13 protein-coding genes and 1 pseudogene are annotated in these 17,021 nt (G+C 38.2%); 8 read left to right on the forward strand and 6 right to left on the reverse strand.

What is annotated here, in order from left to right; translation table 11 throughout:
* The 4 genes from ADICYQ_RS01425 to ADICYQ_RS01440 all read right to left on the reverse strand — a co-directional run.
* The coding region (locus tag ADICYQ_RS01425) for an ion channel (protein WP_040413863.1) at positions 1-673 on the reverse strand (673 nt) is incomplete at its 3' end.
* Positions 674-821: 148 nt separating this feature from the next.
* Entirely contained in the window at positions 822-1,331 is a 510-nt protein-coding gene (locus tag ADICYQ_RS01430; protein WP_020893213.1) for a hypothetical protein, read from the reverse strand.
* A gap of 359 nt (positions 1,332-1,690) precedes the next feature.
* Positions 1,691-2,044 (reverse strand): hypothetical protein, encoded by a 354-nt coding sequence (locus tag ADICYQ_RS01435; protein WP_020893215.1) that lies wholly within the window; start codon positions 2,042-2,044, stop codon positions 1,691-1,693.
* A gap of 350 nt (positions 2,045-2,394) precedes the next feature.
* Positions 2,395-2,592: a hypothetical protein gene (locus tag ADICYQ_RS01440; protein ID WP_040413868.1), complete on the reverse strand. Its 198-nt coding sequence runs from the start codon at positions 2,590-2,592 to the stop codon at positions 2,395-2,397.
* 264 nt (positions 2,593-2,856) lie between these two features.
* Between ADICYQ_RS01440 and ADICYQ_RS01450 the strand changes: the two genes are divergently transcribed.
* The 7 genes and pseudogenes from ADICYQ_RS01450 (at position 2,857) to ADICYQ_RS01480 (ending at position 13,284) form a co-directional block, all read left to right on the forward strand.
* Positions 2,857-5,265 (forward strand): PSD1 and planctomycete cytochrome C domain-containing protein, encoded by a 2,409-nt coding sequence (locus ADICYQ_RS01450; RefSeq protein WP_020893219.1) that lies wholly within the window; start codon positions 2,857-2,859, stop codon positions 5,263-5,265.
* A 3-nt stretch (positions 5,266-5,268) separates the two neighbouring features.
* The gene (locus ADICYQ_RS01455; protein WP_020893220.1) at positions 5,269-6,726 is read left to right on the forward strand and encodes a DUF1501 domain-containing protein; all 1,458 of its coding nucleotides are present in this window, start codon (positions 5,269-5,271) and stop codon (positions 6,724-6,726) included.
* Positions 6,727-6,914: 188 nt separating this feature from the next.
* Positions 6,915-7,871, forward strand: coding sequence for an aldo/keto reductase (locus tag ADICYQ_RS01460; RefSeq protein WP_040413871.1), 957 nt, complete (start codon positions 6,915-6,917; stop codon positions 7,869-7,871).
* Positions 7,872-7,897: 26 nt separating this feature from the next.
* Complete coding sequence (locus tag ADICYQ_RS01465; protein ID WP_020893222.1) at positions 7,898-8,854, forward strand: aldo/keto reductase; 957 nt, start codon at positions 7,898-7,900, stop codon at positions 8,852-8,854.
* Positions 8,855-9,558: 704 nt separating this feature from the next.
* Positions 9,559-9,987, forward strand: a complete 429-nt coding sequence (locus tag ADICYQ_RS01470) for a response regulator (protein WP_020893223.1) — start codon at positions 9,559-9,561, stop codon at positions 9,985-9,987.
* 257 nt (positions 9,988-10,244) lie between these two features.
* Positions 10,245-11,720 carry a sulfatase family protein gene (locus tag ADICYQ_RS01475; RefSeq protein ID WP_020893224.1) on the forward strand — a complete coding sequence of 492 codons (1,476 nt, stop codon included), beginning with the start codon at positions 10,245-10,247 and terminating at the stop codon, positions 11,718-11,720.
* 146 nt (positions 11,721-11,866) lie between these two features.
* A pseudogene (locus tag ADICYQ_RS01480) lies at positions 11,867-13,284 on the forward strand (Glu/Leu/Phe/Val family dehydrogenase).
* A 112-nt stretch (positions 13,285-13,396) separates the two neighbouring features.
* Here the strand turns inward: ADICYQ_RS01480 and ADICYQ_RS01485 are convergent.
* Both ADICYQ_RS01485 and ADICYQ_RS01490 read right to left on the reverse strand, forming a co-directional pair.
* Positions 13,397-14,278 (reverse strand): 3-keto-disaccharide hydrolase, encoded by an 882-nt coding sequence (locus ADICYQ_RS01485; protein ID WP_020893227.1) that lies wholly within the window; start codon positions 14,276-14,278, stop codon positions 13,397-13,399.
* Positions 14,279-14,305: 27 nt separating this feature from the next.
* Entirely contained in the window at positions 14,306-15,391 is a 1,086-nt protein-coding gene (locus ADICYQ_RS01490; RefSeq protein ID WP_146948513.1) for a hypothetical protein, read from the reverse strand.
* Between the two features lie 186 nt (positions 15,392-15,577).
* Here ADICYQ_RS01490 and ADICYQ_RS01495 point away from each other — a divergent pair, with 186 nt between their 5' ends.
* Positions 15,578-16,990, forward strand: coding sequence for a Gfo/Idh/MocA family oxidoreductase (locus tag ADICYQ_RS01495; RefSeq protein ID WP_020893229.1), 1,413 nt, complete (start codon positions 15,578-15,580; stop codon positions 16,988-16,990).
* The last annotated feature ends 31 nt before the right edge of the window (positions 16,991-17,021 follow it).

The raw sequence follows: 17,021 nt of genomic DNA on the forward strand, positions 1-17,021 counted from the left end.
CTATGATGGGGATATTTTCGTTGACCTCTCTTATCGTAAAAGCAACATTGGTATTGACTACATCTGAAGAAGTGGAGGCCACAAGGTTGGCTTTGTCTATACCTGCATTTTTATAGGTAAGGGGGTCGTCGAGATCTCCTAACATTACCACTATCTCCATCTCGCTTAACCTTAATCCTTCTGTGAAATCCTGAACAAGTAGTACATAGGAGATCTTGAATGTTTTCAGTTTTTTGATCAAAGCTATTGATACCTCGTCATAATGGGTAAAAATAACATGTCCACTAATCGTTGGATCTAATACTTTAGGTACCCGAGATTGTTCCTGCGCTTTCATCCAAGGGGCGTAAAAAAAATTGATGAAGGTAAATGGAAACAAAACCAGCAAAAACAACATGCCTGAAAGTAATACAACCATGGTGTATACCCTGCCCCAATCTGTTTCAAAAGTGATGTCCCCAAAACCTAAGGTGGTCATTACTGTGAAAGTCCAGTATAGCCCTGTAACCCATGAAAAGTACCTGCCCTCACTCAACATGATAAGGTGAAAAGTAATGGTGAAAATTACAATCAAGACAAGTAATATAAATAAAAACCTAAATAATAATTTGAGGTTTCGCCTGTGGGGTTTGTTTTGAAGCAGGTAGCTTATTTGAGAACTTAAAAACTTCATATATCATCAAATTTAAGAAGCATAGATACACAACTTTTCGTACAAATGCATACTTATATAAAATTGCCAGATATAAGAATAGTATAAAAAGAAATCCCGTTTAAAGTAAAACCTTAAACGGGATTGTATACTACTAAAGATGAACTTGTTATTTGTGCTTTGAAGCTGCGATCTGTTTTAGTAAGATGGCATTCCATTTTTGAATTAATGGCCACTCACCAGATAAATCCGAATGCTTGTCACCATCAAAAAAACACAAAATTGACTTCCCTGATTGTTCTGAAGAATGATTTATGATCAATGATAATTTATCAATTATTTCTGATTTATTTGAACCTTTTCCTACATGTCGACTTTGTTTTTGCATGTCCAGGTGCGAAATGTTATCCGTGGAAACCAACTGAAACCCTAACTGTGATTGAGGATCCATAAATAGGAGCTTGTGCTTTTCAAAATCAATACCAATGCCATACCCGCCTCTCCAAAAGTCCTTCTCTTTTAGCAATAGGCCATTTTTTTCTGCTTCGTCAGTGAATTTTCTTTGGTGGGATTTTTGGATATTGGTTTGTTTTTTCTTGCTAATATATATAGGGGCAATAAATGCCAATATTGCAGCTAGGGATATCCCCAAGCTTACTGGTTCGATATCTACAATCATTTTATTTTTGTTTTAAGCGTTTGGGAAAAAACAATAGGTCCGGAATGTTTGGTTAAACCCAGCTTATTCAATGGGATTTTCTGAACTTTCCCAGGGAATGAATTTATTTCCAAATAGAATACCTATTGTTAATTTAAGGTTACACCTATTGCTAATGTAGAAATTGAGAAAAAGCTTAATTGGAGAACTAATAGCCCTATTTGATTGAATATTTGGCTAAATTATACGGTTCCTTTCGCTAATTTAAATTTCTCTTAGTCTTTGGTGTTTATAAGACGTACCCTCAAATTGCATTAAGCAATACGTTGTTGTTTGCATTTTCCGTGAATCACGGAAGCGCAAAGAAAAATCAAACATTATTACCAAAAGAAATGGAATGGAAAGAGGATTTGTTTTAGGTAATGATAAAGCACCCAATTGTATGGGATAAAGGTTTTTACACCTAAACCAGGGGTGGGGTTCCAAGAAAACTCCTGGTTCTTTATTCCTGCGAATAAACCTTCACTTAAAAAATTTTTGAAAGCGTTCCCTTCTTCGTATACGGATGGAAGCGCAAAGAAATCTACGTAACCAAGTGCTTTAACTGAGGCTTCCCTTTCATTGGAAGTGTTAAACGCTTGTGTTGGGGAAAACGGTAACAAGAATGACCATATCATTACTGCTCCGGAGAGTAGTAATGAAAGCGACATTTTTATATCTTTTAGTTTTCTCATTTAAGCGGTAAATCTACTTCTTTTTTAATTATTTCAGGATTGTCCTCATTTTATTTTTTGTTCTTTCTAAAGCCGTTAACACTTTAACCCTAAGGAGATTTAACAACAAAATTAAGTGGTTAATAAAGAATTAATGAGTACCCAGGCTAACCTGAATACTAAATTTATTTAAACCCTATGCTAAAAATACCATAAACAATGCTGGGGATATTTTGAGTAAATGTGGAGAAATTTGTGGTAAAGTGTAGAATGCTAATTTAATTGAGAAGGCTAAAAAAGTAATTTTTAAAAAATAATAGCCTTCCTTAAAAAAGAAAAGCTGCCACATATTGTGACAGCTTTAGTGCGATTTATTGCGCAGAAATCACTACTTCCTCAACTATTTCCACTGAATCTTCAGTTTCTATAATTATTTCCTCATTCTCCATTTCGATTTCTACCTCTTCTTGTTCGATAGTAGTGTCGATTTGTGATTCTACAGGTTTTTTGCCGCAAGATGCCACCAGGCTGGTTGCGACGATCATCATAACAACGATGCTTGTTCTCATTTTCTTATTTTCTTTTTAATGTCTCTTTAGACAAGGATACTATAATAAAAAGTATGCCAGAAAATTAAATATTGTATGCTTGCCAATATTTATTTTCTTAAGCTGTTCTTCTAAATTTTCATCTAAGAATTTATGGTGCTTAAAATCAAACAATTGACGCGTTTTGGATTGCTTTTGTTTTTTGATAAATCCGTAAAAATTGTAAATCAATTGCTCTAAAAACAATGGCTTTGCTTTTACACCTTAAATAACTATTTTAACGATATGAATAGCGAAAAGGCAGTGAAGTTATATTGGATGTTACCAATTTGGGGATGGTTGATTTTCGTGATATTAGTTTTAGGCTGCGAAGAAAGCCAAAGAAATGAAACAGTCAATTTCCCTAATGATATCAGTTACAACCTTCATGTCCGGCCCATTCTTTCTGAAAACTGTTTTACTTGTCACGGCCCTGATGCCAATAAAAGAGAAGCTGGCCTTCGATTGGATAAAGAGGAAGATGCTTATGCAGCATTGGCAGAAAGTCCTGGTAAGCATGCCATTGTTCCTGGTGATCCGAATTCCTCCATGGCCTTTCTCAGAATACTTTCTGACAATGCAGAAGAGAAAATGCCGCCTCCTTCCTCTAATTTGCAGCTTAATGATCACCAAATCAAACTTATAAAGAAGTGGATAAATCAAGGCGCTGTCTATGAACCCCACTGGGCATTCGTGCCTCCAAAGAAACCGCAACTTCCGAAGGTTAAAAATGAGGAATGGGCAAAGAATGAACTTGATTATTTTGTACTGGAAAAGATGGAGGAAGCAGATTTAAGGCCTTCTCCAAAAGCGGATAATTTGACCTTAAGTAGGCGGCTTTACTTTGACCTTACAGGCTTACCACCCAATCCTAAAGATTTGGACCAAATGGCTGAAAGTCCAATTGATGTAGGAGAAACCGTTGATAGGTTATTTAAGTCAAAAGCTTATGGGGAGAAAATGGCCGTGACCTGGATGGATGTTGCCAGGTATGCAGACAGTCATGGCTATCAGGACGATTATTACCGGACCCAATGGCCTTGGCGAGACTGGGTCATTCATGCATTCAATGAAAACATGCCCTACGACCAGTTCATTACCTGGCAACTTGCCGGTGACCTTTTGCCTGAGGCAAGTATGGAGCAGTTACTGGCTACAGGATTTAACCGAAACCATAAAATTACAGAGGAGTCGGGTGCCATAGATGAAGAGTACCGAGTCATGTATGCCATAGATAGAACCAACACCTTGGGTAAAGCAATGTTGGGCGTTACCTTGGAATGTGCTCAATGCCATGACCATAAGTACGACCCCTTTTCTCAGAAAGAATATTTTCAAACCTATGCTTTTTTCAATAATGTAGCGGAATGGGGAATTGAAGAATCCACACCAGGCTTTTCCAAGAAAAGTCCTGCAAAGTACCCCTTGATGGAAATTAGTGAGACAACAGCTAAGGAAGTACTTCAATTCATAAATATGCCAGATAGTGTCAGCAGAATGACCAGAATGATGACGGGAATGCTTAAAGGCGCCAATTACAATTCTCTACTCAAAGAATCTACGGTATTGAAGGTGGCCGTGATGGGGGATTTGGATAGCACTCGATCCACTTTTATTCTTGAAAGAGGGGAATATGATGCGCATGGTGAGCAAGTAGAGCCTGGTGTTCCTGCTTCCATTTTTCCATTTCCGGAAAACCTACCTAAAAATAGGCTGGGATTATCAAAATGGTTATTTGATGCTAACAATCCATTGACAGCGAGGGTATATGTGAATAGGATTTGGCAGGAGATTTTTGGGACAGGATTAGTCGATACACCTGGAGATTTCGGACTGCAGGGTAATTTGCCAACCAATCAAGCTTTACTTGACTGGCTGGCAGTAGACTTTATAGATAATGGCTGGGACATTCAGTACCTATTAAAGAAAATTATGTTGTCAGCCACTTATCAGCAATCTTCTAATGTGAATGCAGAAAGTTTTGAAAAGGATCCGGACAATAGGTTCCTGGCACGATTTCCCAGACGAAGGTTAAAAGCAGAAGAAATAAGAGATCTGGTGTTAGCGACTAGTGGCTTGTTAAATGATGAGGTAGGCGGGCCATCTGTAAAAACTTACCAGCCCGAAGGATTATGGGAGGCAGCAACATCCGGCAGAGGGAATCTCTCAATATTCCAATTGGATACAGGGCAATACTTGTATAGGAGAGGGCTCTATACTTTTATCAAAAGAACAGTCCCACCACCCAATATGATGCTATTTGATGCAAGCAACAGAGATGCCTGCGAGGTGGAAAGGTTAAAAACCAGTACTCCTTTACAAGCCTTGGTGATGATGAATGATCCCGTTGTCCTGGAAGCCTCCAGAGTATTTGCCGGTAGATTATTAAAAAAAGATGACAATGTGGAAGTTGGGGTGAATTATGCCTTTTACAGTGTTATTGGCAGAAAGCCTGATGAAAGTGAACGAACAATTTTAATGAATCATTTTGAAACGTTTCTTAATGAATACAACGAAGACAACTCCAAAGCAATAAAAATATTGGACGTAGGGAAGTTTCCACTGACGGATGAAATACCTGTGGCCGTACATGCTGCTTTGATGCAGGTCATTGCACTTATTTATAATTTGGAAGCCACTATTACAAAAGCTTAAACCATGGAAAAGGAATTTTTAAATCATCGATTAAACCTCAATAGAAGACATTTTCTTTCCAAATTAAGTTTAGGCTTAGGAAGTGCGGCTTTAGGGTCGCTTTTAATACCTGATTTGTTTAGTGGCGCTGACTTGAGTGGGTCAGATGGTAAAGACCTGGGATTGCCTCATTTTGCTCCCAAGGCAAAAAGGGTGATCTATTTGTTTCAAAATGGAGCCCCTTCCCAATTGGAATCCTTCGATTTCAAACCAAAACTACGAGACCTTTGGGGGCAGGAGTTACCAGAATCTATACGGAAAGGGCAGCGGCTTACGGGGATGACGGCCAGTCAAACTACCTTTCCTATGGTGGGGTCTTTTTGTGATTTTCAGCAATATGGTGAAGCAAGGGCCTGGGTTAGCTCGCTTTTCCCTCATACGGCCAAGATTGTCGATGATATTTGCATTGTGAAATCCATGCACACGGAGGCCATCAATCATGATCCAGCACTTACCTTCTTTCAAACGGGTGCCCAACAAGGTAATCGGCCCAGCATGGGTTCCTGGTTAAGCTATGGACTTGGAAGTGAAAACAATAATTTGCCAGCCTTTACGGTGTTGCTTTCCAAAGGAAAAGGAAATGGTCAAGGCGTCTATTCAAAACTTTGGAACAATGGTTTTTTACCTTCTGCACATCAGGGGGTCCAGTTTAGCAATGGCGAAGATCCTGTACTCTACCTAAACAACCAGGAGGGTATGAGTAAGGCTGGAAGAAGGAAAATGCTGGACAATTTAGCTGCTTTAAATCAACATGCTTATGAAAAAGTGGGAGACCCTGAGATTCAAGCTAAAGTGGCACAGTATGAACTTGCTTATAGGATGCAAACTGCAGTGCCTGAAGCTACTGACTTATCTAAAGAGCCCGAAAGTGTTTTTGAAATGTATGGTGAGGACAGCAGGAAGCCTGGAACCTTTGCGGCAAATTGCCTGCTAGCCAGGAAGCTTTCAGAATCAGGGGTCAGGTTTGTACAATTGTACCATCAGGGATGGGATCATCATGGTAACCTTCCTAATCAAATGGCCGAACAGGCAAAAGACGTAGATCAAGCTTCGGCGGCATTGATAAAGGACCTGAAACAACGAGGACTTTTGGATGAAACCCTGGTCATTTGGGGTGGGGAATTTGGCAGGACGAATTATTCCCAGGGAAAATTGACGAAAGATAACTATGGTCGAGATCATCATCCAAGATGTTTTAGCATTTGGATGGCTGGTGGAGGAATAAAACCTGGAATGGTTTATGGCGCCACTGATGAGTTGGGTTATAATATCACTGAAAATCCGGTTCATGTGCATGATTTTCAGGCTACCGTATTGCATCAATTAGGTTTGGATCATGAGCGATTGATTTATAGGCATTTGGGAAGAAAATTTAGGCTTACGGATGTTTCCGGACGGGTTATTGAGGATTTGTTGGTTTAAAAAAATCGAATTTAAACACTTTGTGATGAAACTTGATCTTCTGATTTTTGTTTAATAATTGAGATTTTTGGATTCCACTGCATTCCGCAGAACTTTCTTAAATTAAAATGAATCAAATATTGATTAGGATCAATTTTGATTGTCAACCATTAAAATAGCTTTCGACTTAAACTACACAACCAACAAAAATGAAAAACTTAATATTTAAGAACGGAGACAAAATGCCATCCCTTGGCCTGGGAACCTGGAAGTCAAAACCGAATGAAGTTTATGAAGCTGTTCTTCACGCCATAAAGGTGGGATACAGACACATAGATTGTGCGCTTGTCTACAAAAATGAAAATGAAATAGGGAGCGCAATAAGTGACGCCATTTCCAAAGGTTTAGTGAAGCGGGAGGATTTATGGATCACTTCGAAATTATGGAATGATTCCCACTTGCCAAATGATGTACTCCCAGCCATAAAGAAGACCTTGAGTGATTTACAGTTGGATTACCTTGATCTTTATTTGGTTCATTGGCCTATAGCTTTAAAAAAAGGTGTTGGATTACCTTCCGAAGCATCTGACTTTTTGACCAAAGAAGAGGCTCCTCTGGGCGCAACCTGGGCCGAAATGGAGAAGCTTCAAGAAAATGGGCTCACGCGTCAAATTGGAGTTTCTAATTTTAACTCAGCCAAAATTGAATCCCTTAAAGCAAATGCTTCACAAATGCCAACTGTCAACCAGGTAGAATTTCATCCTTACCTACCTCAAGTTGAGTTGAAGGATTATTGTGATAAAAATGACATTCTAATTACTGGGTATGGCCCCTTAGGTGCAGCGTATAGGGTTGCAGACAATGAAGTTGACCATCCGATATTACTTGACAATAAGGAATTGTCGGTTATAGCAAAGAAATATTCTGCCTCAGTAGCGCAGGTGGTGCTTGCATGGGCGATTAATAAGGGAGTGTCTGTAGTGCCTAAATCTGTTAATTTTCAACGAATAGAGGAGAATTTTGCAGCAAGTCAATTGAGTCTTAATGAAGAGGATATGTCTATTATAGATAATCTTGGAGGACCTTATCGATATACCCATGGCGGTGCCTGGGTAGGTGGGGTTAGCCCTTATGATTTTTCTGATATCTGGGAAGAATGTCTTTAAGTTTTAGAACAACAAAGAATTGAACTATGAAATACATAACATTTAAAAATCAAGATAAAATGCCTATGCTGGGCTTAGGGACATGGAAATCCGGTCCAGGAGAAGTATATCAGGCAGTACTATGGGCACTTGAGGCAGGTTACAGACACATTGATTGTGCAGCCATCTATCAAAATGAAAAAGAAGTAGGCGATGCTTTAAATAAAGCTTTTAAAGATGGAATCGTAAGTAGGGAAGAAGTTTGGGTAACTTCCAAGTTATGGAACAATGCGCACGAAATGGATAAGGTGGAGGGTGGCCTTCAAAAATCATTAGCAGATCTTCAGTTAGACTATCTGGATCTTTACTTGATTCATTGGCCTATATCTTTAAAAGAAGAAGTGATGTTTCCCAAAAGTGGAGATGATTTTCTTGATTATAAAACTGTGCCTCTTTCAGATACCTGGAAAGGAATGGAAGCCCTTAAGGACAAAGGACTTGTCAAGCATATTGGTGTTTCCAATTTCAATATTTCAAAACTGAAAGAAATACTTGATTCTTGTGTCATTGCTCCTGAGATGAATCAAATTGAATTACACCCTTATTTACCTCAAGACGGATTGGTAGGTTTTTGTAAGGAAAATGGCATCAATATTACGGCGTATTCGCCATTGGGATCTGCTGATAGGCCCAAAGCCAGACAGAAAGATGATGATCCTATCTTGATGGAACACAAGGTTTTTAAAGACATTGCTCAAAAGCACGGCGTCTCAGTGGCTCAGGTATTGATCGCTTGGTCTCTTCATAGAGATATTGCGGTTATTCCTAAATCAGCCAACAAGGAAAGAATAAAAGCGAACCTTGAATCCAAAGATGTTGAATTGCAGGCGGATGACTTGAAATCTATTGCTGATATCAATAGTCATCACAGGTATATTGATGGTACATTCTTTACAGAGGTACCTGGAAGTCCTTTCCGTCAATCAGATCTTTGGGAGGATTAATAGATAGAACATAGCAAAAGCCTGTCTTGTAGGCAGGCTTTTGCTATGGCCTATATCAAAGGTATTTAAGAGAAAGCAATTTACTTTTTTTTAGGCTTATCGTAAAGCAACCATGTGTTACCATTGTTTTTTTAAGCAATGGTTATAGTGCCTACTTAATGCATTGTAAATGACAATAAGGTGGAAGGGGAATTTTAGCTAATTAGACTGATTTTATTTGCTATCACTCTTTGATTTATATTTTTGAGTGATTTAAATACAAACTTAGAATTGGTAAAGGTGATTTGGTGGAAATAATTACTAAGTATCTTATACTTAAATAAAAAAAACACATTATTTCTGATTAATCATTAAATTTTTTCTCAAAAATACTGCTAAATAAAAAAAATACGATAATTTCGTGTGTCCTTGGTAGGATTGGTGAATTTTCATTTCACTGACATTTGAGGTTTATTTAAAATAAATTGCTTTTAGTTATCTAAATTGATTTTAATAGAGGAAAGATTTTTCTACCATTAAATTTATTTTTATATTTAATGGGTGTCTCTTTAGTTTTATGTGATTGATAGATAAATTTAATAAGTATCTGATTTGAGAGTGTTTGAAATGAATAAAAGCAATTTTGTTTTTATGTTCAGACCAATAAATTTTAACATACTTCGCATTTTGAATGGGGGTATTAATGTAGTAGAATTAAGAAAAACATGAAATCAGCACATATTTTATTGGTAGAGGATAATGAAGGTGACATATTTTTAACAACCGAAGCCTTAAATGAAAGTGAAAATGAAAGTAGGGTCAGCATTGCTCGTGACGGACAAGAAGCACTGGACTTTATTTTTAAGATAAATGGGTTTGAAGAACAAGCTACACCTGATTTAATCATACTTGATGTTAACCTTCCCAAGAAAAGTGGGCATGAAGTCTTGATTGAGCTAAAAAACCATGATTGCTATAAACAAATCCCTGTGATCATCCTATCTACTTCCAGTTCTAAGAAAGACATTGATTTATCTTATCAGAATTTTGCAAATTGCTACATTACCAAGCCTGTTGAGGTTACTGATTTCATGAAGGCCATTTCTTCCTTACAGAAATTTTGGTTAGAAACAGCCACCCTGCCAGTCAATTGATCTGAGAAATTTACTATTAAAGTAAAAAGACCTTTCGAAAAGCCAGGCATAGCTGGACTTTCACTAACATTCTAATGGCTAGCTTTTAGCTTGGCGGGTACAGCCCTAATTGTAAATTTCTAAGAGGTCCCCAACCATTCTAATCTTATAGTAAATATTTACCTTTCAATTCTTTGGGTAAAGTGCAAAATATCAACTTATGGCTTTGTTAAATGGCTTGGGTTCGGTATCTTCTGTCATTTATAAATATGACACAGATGATTCCTAACTTTCCAATGCCTTTTAATAGCGTTCACTATTTATTCATTCTTGCAATCATAGCTTCAGTCGCAGGCTGTTCAACTTATTCGGAGAAAAAAGAAGCCGGTGAAAAACCAAATCAACCCAATATTGTAATCATTTTCACGGATGATCAGGGATATGGAGATGTAGGGGTTTTTGGTGCGGAAAATATATCCACCCCCAATCTAGATAAAATGGCTGCAGATGGTGTTCAATTCACCAACTTTCATGTAGCCAACGCAGTATGTTCTGCATCCAGGGCTTCTCTTCTAACAGGATGTTATTCGAATCGGCTTGGGATTTTCGGGGCACTTTCGGATAAAAGTAAGCATGGATTATCTCCTGATGAGACAACTATAGCTGAGGTTCTAAAACCAAAAGGATATGCTACAGGCATTGTGGGTAAATGGCATTTAGGACACCTTGAACCATTTCTTCCAACCCAGCAAGGGTTTGACGAGTTCTTTGGGCTTCCTTATTCCAATGACATGTGGCCTTATCACCCAGAAAACCCCGATGCCTATCCACCGCTTCCACTTTATCAAAATGAAACCATAATCGATACCCTTACGGATCAAAGCCTTTTGACAACTTGGTATACGGAGAAAGCCGTGGACTTTATTGACAGAAACCACGAAAAGCCATTTTTTCTTTACCTGGCTCATAGTATGCCTCATGTACCTCTTTTTGTTTCTGATAAATTCAAAGGAAAATCTAAAGCAGGCCTATATGGAGATGTGATTATGGAGATAGATTGGTCGGTAGGTCAGGTGATGCAAGCATTAAGAAAAAACGGTTTGGAAGAAAATACCCTGGTAATATTTACCTCTGATAATGGACCATGGCTTTCCTATGGAACACATAGCGGAAGCACTGGCATTTTTAAAGAAGGCAAAGGTACTTCATGGGAGGGGGGTATTCGAGTACCAGCTATTATGCAGTGGAAAGGAAATGTTCCGAAGGGAAAAATTCAGGATAAGATGGCAATGACCATAGATTTATTGCCTACCATAGCTCATATTACTAACGCTCCTCTACCTCAAAAATTGATAGATGGTAAAAATATTTGGCCATTGATACAAATGGAAAAAGATGCAAAATCGCCGCAAGAGGCTTATTTTATTTATTATAACAAAAATGAACTTCAGGCTGTTATTTCAGGTAAGTGGAAATTGTACTTTCCACATAGGTATAGAACGCTTCCGGAAAACTTTGTTAAACCATCGAATGGTATTCCCGGTAAATATGAGATGACGGATCTGAAAGAAATGGAGCTATATGACCTTGAAAAAGACCCTTCCGAAACCAAAAATGTGATTGAGGAATATCCTGAAGTATTGAATAAAATGAGAGCAATGGCTGATAACGCTAGAAATGATATGGGGGATGCACTTCAGGGAATTGAAGGAAAGAATGTTCGCTTACCTATGAAATTTGTACCTGCGGAATAGTATTTACAGTGTTTAAGTTCTGGGAATTTGTTACCATATAAAACTATATTTTTTAAGGTTCAGCATTAATAAGAAGTTTCACTATTTAGGCATAGACCTTGCAGTTAATTATATGAAATTCAGTTTAAAAATTAAATGAAGGTTTTATGAATGCAAAGGTGGAGTACAGTCTGTTTGATGATGTAAATAAAGTTGTTGATGATGCAGCCAGTCATATGGATATTCATCCAGGCTTATTGGAACAAATAAAACTATGCAATAGTATTTATAAATTTAGTTTTCCTCTTAAGAATGGGGATGGAACGTACACAGTATTGCTGGGATATAGGGTACAGCACTCCCATCATAAATTACCAGTAAAGGGAGGAATTAGGTACAGTAGTTTTGTCAATGAAGAAGAGGTAAAAGGCTTAGCTGCATTGATGACCTATAAATGTGCCTTGGTAAATATACCTTATGGCGGCGCTAAAGGCGGAGTAAGGATTGATCCCAAAAAATATACAGTTGATCAATTGGAGAAAATCACAAGAAGGTATACTTCTGAGTTGATCAAAAAGAAATTCATAGGACCAGCAATAGATGTACCTGCGCCTGATTATGGTACCAGTAGCAGAGAAATGGCTTGGATTGTAGATACTTTCGAGGCTTTCAATCCAGATGTAATAAATGCCAAAGGATGTGTTACGGGCAAGCCACTTTCCCAGCATGGCATAGAAGGCAGAACGGAAGCTACAGGAATGGGTGTTTTTATAGGTATTCGTGAAGCAGTAAGTGTTAAAGAAGACATGAATGCCTTAGGATTAAAAGTTGGGTTGAAAGGTAAAAAATCATTATCCAAGGGCTAGGTAACGTGGGGTATTACTCGGCAAAATATTTATCAGAGGCAGGTGCTAGAATTATTGGTATCGCTGAATACAATGGGGGGATTTGGGATGAAAATGGCATAGACATAGAGCGAATTAAAGTTTACCAAACTGAAAATAAAACCTTTAAAGGTTATGCTAAAGGGCAGTTTATTGAAGACGGAAATTCTTTGTTAACCAAGCCTTGTGATATTCTGATTCCAGCTGCCTTAGAGAATCAAATCACCGTACAAAATGCACATGACATAAAGGCTAAAATTATTGGAGAAGCTGCGAACGGGCCAGTGACACAAGAGGCCAATACCATTCTTTTGGAGAAGGGGATTATGATTATTCCAGACATGTACTTGAATGCAGGAGGGGTGACAGTATCCTATTTTGAGTGGTTGAAAAATCTTTCCAGGGTTTCTTTTGGGAAATTAGAGAAGCGGTACGACATGAAAAAGTACGAAGAGCTTCTGTTAGGTATAGAGAAAGCAACGGGTGATTCCTTTAGCGAGGAACAAAAAAGGATTATTATAAAGGGGGCAAGTGAAAGAGATCTTGTTAATTCTGGACTGGAAGAGACGATGGTTACAGCTTACCATCATATGAACGGTGTTCGAAAAGAGAAAGGAATAAAGGATTTAAGAACAGCTGGATTTATTGTGGCACTTGAACGGATAGCGATATCTTATACGGATCTGGGTATTTTCCCATAAAACCCACTTAATAAGGTCACCACCTTCAAAAGCGATGACTTTGCAAATAAAAACAGCCACGGATATTATTACGTGGCTGTTTTTTTGATTTTAGCTATTTCTTGGCACTGTATTAATCGACTTGCCCTTTACTTTGGGTTTTTAATAGATTTAATACTTCTTTTAGCTTTTCTGTATCGTCTTTATAAGGACTTAAATCAAATATCTCTACGCTTTTAAAATCGATAGGATGACTTTCGCTTTGAAGGGAAATATATCCTGTTTTAATCAATTGTCCATCCTTTTTGACATCAGGGTTATGATTGCTCACATTACCACCTCCCATTTGAGGTTGTAAATAAGTAAGTACTGTGTCTCCTTCAATTATATGGTGAATAATGGAATCTCCCAAGACCAGGAAATCTGCAGTCACCCATTGATCGCCATGGTAAGTTTTTGAATTCGAACTTACACAGTGAGGGGTGAAAAGTTCTCCGTCCATTACCACATTTGTGCCGGGAGTACAGAGGTTGCTGGTAGTTCTTGGTTTTTCTCCATCGCCACCCAAAAGCTGACCTTCTATAGAAATAGGGAAATCCTGGTCTCTGGTCATCGTTTCCGGGTTTTGTCCATGGAGCATGACCCCTGAGTTTCTCCAGGCCCAACCTTCACCACCTGGTGCTTGTTCTCCTACGAACCTATACTGAACACGGTACAGGTAATAAGAAAAAGATTCGTCGTAGAAAATATGACCATATTGTTTGTTAAAATCTTCGTAGCCATCATACCTTACTTTTAGTAAACCATCTTCTACCCGAAAAGTATTGGAATAATTTTCGTCTAGATCATGTTTGGCTATTTTAATGCGCCAATTGTCCATGTCCTTTCCATTAAACAGGCTTCGCCATCCATCTTCTATATTAATGCTTTCGCTTTTGTTTGAAGAGGTGCAGGATGCCAAAAGCGTACAAAGGATTATAAGTACTGAATACTTCCTTAAGAGATTTGTCTTCATTGGGCTATAGTTGTAAGTGACTTATTATTATTTCGGTTGAAGTTTCAATTTCAGTACTTTCGCTTCCTTGTTGCCTTTAGGTAATGAACTAGGATTTATCAAAGCGTAAAAAGATTGACCTTCATCTGTGAAGTTAAGCAAAAAGAGTACGTTTAATGGTAACTCTATAGGATTTGACCATCCGGTCTCATAATTGTATATTTTTAATTGTTTGCCGGGTAACTTGTTTTTCTGGGGCGAACTTTTCGATATCCCATCTAAATAGACTACAGCAAATCCATTTTCTAAAGCAAAAAGATTGGTGATTTCACCTTCTGCTAAAACAGACCCATCGTTGCCGATTGGGACTTCTTGCCCTTCTATTTCTACAAATCCTTCTGAGTCCAATGAAACACTGCTTTCCCAGGCCCCATTATTCTCCAAGTTGTATTTGCTGATTAAAGGTTCTTTATTAAAAACGAAATACAGAGAATTGCCTAAAACACTTATTAGGGCAGTAGGGGGTACAAAATGAAGGTTCTCCTGGTACTTGCTTTCAGGAGATAATTTGAGATAGGGTACTGCCTCACCCGTACTAGGATTTAATTTTTCTATCAAGAAATTGTCTTTGTAATACCCTAAATTATAAGGGTTTTTATTGTCTCTTCCCGGGTAAAAAAGAAGTAATTCATCTTTATAAATTTCGATAGCATTTTGATTTCTTTTAAGATCAAGAGAGCCATTCGGAAAGGGCATACTAACCTTTTTTAGAAGGTTTAATTCCTCATCGAGCAAGCCAATTTCTCCTCTGATTGTTTTAGCTAGAATATTTCCATTTTCAATTATTTTGAGGCCATTGACATAAAACAAGCCATTTTCACCTTCTGAAGGAATGGTATTTTTGGCCAATACATTGCCTAAACTATCAAATTTTAAATATTCCCCGGATCTATAATTGTAAATCAAACCTGTGTGGTTGGCGTAGGCTCCAGCGTGAATGTCTCCGACAAAAGGGATATCAAGCGTGTCTAAGAACACTAAATCAAATTGACCATCATTACTTTGGAAAGTGTTACATGCTCCTGTCAATAGTGCAATAACAAAAATAGGAAATAGGTGATTCTTAACTTTCATCCCGAAATTTAAGCGCATTTTCCAGCCTTTTCAAGTTTTTTGCTTAAAGTAATTTTTGAAATCGACTGAAATTATAGACTTTTCCATTAACTTCAAATCAAAATATCTTTAGAAAGCGCATTCAATTCTCCAACGGTGCTTTAATTTTCAGAGATTTATCAATAGACCAAATAATTAACAATAAGAATGAATAACCAAAGAAGACGATTTTTAAAATCGAGTGCCATGGGTGCTGCAGGTATTTCTCTAATACCTTCATTTGTCCTCGGAAATCAAACCGGGCATATTGCACCAAGTGAAAAAGTGAATTTGGCCTGCTGCGGTATTGGTCACCGTGGAGGATCAATCACCAAATCATTACATGAAACAGGCCTTGCCAATATTGTAGCCATTTGTGATGTGGACATGGGAGCGGAACATACCCTTGAGGTTATGGAGATGTTTCCAGATGTGCCAAGATTCAAGGACTTCAGGGAGATGTTCGATAAAATGGGCAAAGACATCGAGGCTGTTTCTGTAGGTACACCTGATTTTTCTCATTTCCCTATTACCATGCTGGCCATGTCTATGGGGATACATGTATATGTTGAAAAGCCTATGGCCAGAACATTTAATGAAGTGCAGCTTATGATGGACGGTGCCAAAAAGCACAAAGTTGTCACCCAAATGGGGAACCAAGGTCACTCAGAAGCCAATTACTTTCAATTTAAAGCCTGGAAGGAAGCTGGTATAATCAAGGATGTGACTGCTATGACAGCTCACATGAATGGCCGTAGAAGATGGCACGGATGGGATCCTAAGATCAATTCTTTTCCTGCCAAGCAACCAATGCCATCTACTATGGATTGGGATACCTGGTTAGGTACCTCTCATCACCATGATTATAATGAAGACCTTGTCAATGGTCAGTGGAGATGCTGGTATGATTTCGGTATGGGCGCACTAGGTGATTGGGGCGCACATATTATGGATACTGCACACGAATTTCTTGAGTTGGGATTACCTGAGGAAATAGAACCTTTAAGACTTGATGATCACAATACCTTCTTTTTCCCTATGGAATCAACATTGGCTTTTAAATTTCCGAAAAGAGGAAATATGCCGCCAATGACCATTACCTGGTATGACGGTCAAAACAATATACCTCCTGTTCCTGCTGGTTATGGCGTTTCTGAACTTGATCCGAATATTCCACCTCCAAGTAACGGACAATTGCAACCCGCTAAACTTAACCCAGGAAAGATTATATATGGTGGAGACCTAACCTTTAAGGGTGGCTCTCATGGCAGTACACTTTCTATCATCCCTGAGGAGAAAGCCAAAGATATGGCTGATCAATTACCGGAAGTTCCTGAAAGTCCTTCCAACCACTTTGCCAATTTCCTTAAAGCGTGTAAAGGAGAAGAAAAGACCAGGTCTTCCTTTGAGATTGCCGGACCTTTGAGTCAAGTGTTTTCTTTAGGTGTTTTGTCCCAGAGATTAGGAGCCAAATTAGAATTTGACAGAAAGACCAAGCAAATTACCAATCATGCCTTGGCAAATGAATTGCTAGCAGGTGTTCCACCAAGAAAAGGCTGGGAAGAATACTATAAAATGTAAGCTAATTATCCCCTTCGGGAAAATTGTTTTA

The sequence above is a fragment of the Cyclobacterium qasimii M12-11B genome (genome assembly GCF_000427295.1).
Classification (GTDB): domain Bacteria; phylum Bacteroidota; class Bacteroidia; order Cytophagales; family Cyclobacteriaceae; genus Cyclobacterium; species Cyclobacterium qasimii.